Source organism: Mesorhizobium sp. M7A.F.Ca.CA.002.15.2.1 (assembly GCF_003998715.1).
In the GTDB taxonomy this organism is placed as follows: Bacteria; Pseudomonadota; Alphaproteobacteria; order Rhizobiales; family Rhizobiaceae; genus Mesorhizobium; species Mesorhizobium ciceri.
On the sequence record NZ_RZPI01000671.1, the window covers coordinates 1 to 2,987 of the forward strand.

Consider the following 2,987-nt stretch of genomic DNA (forward strand, 5'->3'; position numbering starts at 1 on the left):
GGCGACGGCGACGATGCCGGCCAGTTTTTTGTCGACAGCAACGAACATCGCCGTCTTGCCTTCGAGTTGCAGCGCCTCGGCCTTGGCCGAGATGGATGCGATGTCGACGCCAAGGTCGGCCATCATCGCGGCGTTCCCGAGCGCGACCGTCTTTCCCGAGACCGAACCGGACACACCCTTCCCGGTGACCGCCTCGAAGCCGCTGGCCTCTGCAACGGTCACGCCGCGCGTAGCGGCGCCGTCAACGATGGCTTCAGCCAGCGGATGCTCCGAGCCTTTCTCCAGGCCCGCGGCAAGCGCCAGCAATTCGTCTTCGGAAAAGCCGTTTGCCGTGACGACATCGGTCAGCTTCGGCCGGCCTTCGGTCAGCGTCCCCGTTTTGTCGACGATCAGCGTGTCGACGGAAGCGAAGCGTTCGAGTGCTGCGGCTTCCTTGATCAGCACGCCGGCATGCGCCCCGCGCCCGGTGGCGGTCATGATCGACATCGGCGTGGCGAGGCCGAGCGCACAGGGACAAGCGATGATCAGCACCGACACCGCCGAGACGATGGCAAAGATCAGGCTGGGCTCGGGTCCAAACACGGCCCAAGCGATGAAGGCGACAATCGCGACAAGGACGACGGCCGGGACAAAGTAGAAAGAAACGCGATCAGCCAACCCTTGGATCGGGGCGCGCGAGCGCTGCGCCTTGGCGACGAGCTCGACGATGCGCGCCAGCGTCGTCTCGGCGCCGACCTTCTCAGCGCGCATGATCAGCGCACCATTCTTGTTGAGCGTGCCGCCGGTCAGCGCATCGCCCTCGACCTTCTCGACCGGCAACGGCTCGCCCGTGATCATCGATTCGTCGAGCGAGGACCGTCCTTCCAGCACCGTGCCATCGACCGGCACGGCGTCACCGGGGCGTATGCGCAGGCGATCGCCGGCCTTGACGGCGGCGAGGGGCACGTCGTTTTCGGAACCATCGGCGGCGATCAGCCGCGCTGTCTTCGGTGCGAGATCGAGCAAGGCGCGGATCGCCGAGCCGGTCTTTTCACGGGCGCGCAGCTCCAGCACCTGGCCAAGGAAGACCAGCGCGACGATGACGGCGGCAGCCTCGAAATAAACCGGCACCGCACCGCCATGGCCGCGGAACTGATGCGGAAAGATATCCGGAAACAGCGTGGCGACGACGCTGTAGAGATAGGCGGCGCCGACGCCGAGCGAGATCAGCGTCCACATGTTGGGGCTGCGGTTGACGAGCGAATCCCAGCCGCGGTGGAAGAAAGGCAGTGCCGCCCACAACACGACGGGGCTGGCCAATGCCAGCTCAAGCCAGACCTTCGTCCGCTCGTCGACAAAAGCCTGGAAAGTCAGGCCAAGCATCGGCGCCATGGCGACGACCAGCAAAGGGACGGATAGAGCGGCACTGACCCAGAATCGCCTGGTGAAATCGACCAGTTCCGGATTGGGACCCTCGTCACCCGTTGGTACGCCCATCGGCTCCAGCGCCATGCCGCATTTCGGGCAGGATCCGGGCTTGTCGCGGACGATCTCCGGGTGCATCGGGCAGGTGTATTGCGTGCCCTTGGGCATCGGCTGCGGTGCTGGCCTGCCGCCGAGATATTTTTGCGGCTCCGCCTCGAATTTCGCCTGGCAAGCGGCCGAGCAGAAATAGAAGCCCTGGCCTTCGTGGCGGGCAAAATGACTGGCTGTCGCGCGGTCGACGCTCATGCCGCAGACCGGATCGGTGGCGGTCAGGAATTTTTCCAGTTCGGCGACGAATTTCGTGCGGCAGCCCTGGCTGCAGAAATGATAGAGATGGCCATCATGCTCGGCCGTCGGCTTGCCAGCCGCCGGATCGACAGTCATGCCGCAGACCGGGTCGCGGACGACGCTCTTCGTGGTGGGCACGGCGCCTTTTGTCGAGCAGCAGCTGCCGTGCGCGTGATGATCGTGATCTGAATGCGTCATTCGAAAATGCCTTGATGGATCGGTGTGTGACGTGGAGATAGGGCTTCCAGTAACTGGAAGGTCAAGGGCTGTTTCGACTTTTCTTCTCCGGTCCACGGCGCGTCCATCCACCCCAGAAAAAGTCTCACGCGGCAACACCAGGCCTGCTAGAAAGCGCGAGCGTCGCGGGGGTGGGGATTTTCTTCGGCAATGAAGCGTCTGGTCATCAATCTCGATCGGTCTCCCGATCGCCTTGCCCGTGTGACGGCGGAGTTTGCCCGCATCGGCGTTGCATTCGAACGCGTTCAGGCCATAGACGCACGCGACCGGCCGGAGCTGGACCAGCTGCCGCAAAATGTCGGATATCGGAACAGGCTGCCATTGACTGACGGCGAGATCGCCTGCCTGCTCAGTCACCGGGCCTGCTGGGCTGTCATCGCGCAAGGCGACGCCCGCTACGGGGCGATTTTCGAGGACGACATCGTCTTTGCCGCAAAAGCCGGCGCATTGCTTCGCGACAGCGACTGGATCCCAGCCGATGCCGAAGTCGTCAAGCTCGAAAGCTACTTCTGTAAGACCGTGATCCGACGCAAGCGCATTGCCATCGGTCACGGCTTTTCCACATCCAAACTCGACGCCGAACATATAGGAACCGCCGGCTACATCATCTCCAGGCAAACCGCGCTCGACCTGATCAAGGCCACCGAGGAGATCGGCATCGCTGTCGACGACCTTGTCTTCAACCCCGAGTTTTCGGTTTTGCGAGGCGAGACGATCTATCAGCTTGTTCCTGCGCTCTGCGCGCAAGATCAGTTCCTTGGCGACAGGGCGCTCCAATTGCCACGCCTGCTCAGAGAAAAGCGGGATATCCAGTGCGCCGCACCCGCCGGGACCGGGAAACGCAGAAAGACAGCCATAGCGAGGGTCAAAGCCGAGGCTCGGCGAATAGGCAAGCGCATTGTCGATTTCGGTCGACTGAAGCGGAGAATGGTCATTCCATTTACTTATCCGAGCCAAAACTCAGCCGGGTCTTGAACCGGCTTCAACGCCCCATACCC

At 62.9% G+C, this 2,987-nt stretch carries 2 protein-coding genes; one reads left to right on the plus strand and one right to left on the minus strand.

Annotated elements, in window-relative coordinates; all coding sequences use genetic code 11:
* Window positions 1-1,950, minus strand: a 1,950-nt coding sequence (locus ENZ74_RS27295; RefSeq protein WP_127313122.1) for a heavy metal translocating P-type ATPase, incomplete at its 3' end; no start/stop codon positions are given.
* A 189-nt stretch (window positions 1,951-2,139) separates the two neighbouring features.
* On the opposite strand from ENZ74_RS27295, the gene ENZ74_RS27300 reads away from it, so the two are divergent.
* The gene (locus ENZ74_RS27300) at window positions 2,140-2,964 is read left to right on the plus strand and encodes a glycosyltransferase family 25 protein (protein ID WP_127313123.1); all 825 of its coding nucleotides are present in this window, start codon (window positions 2,140-2,142) and stop codon (window positions 2,962-2,964) included.
* Window positions 2,965-2,987: the final 23 nt, after the last annotated feature.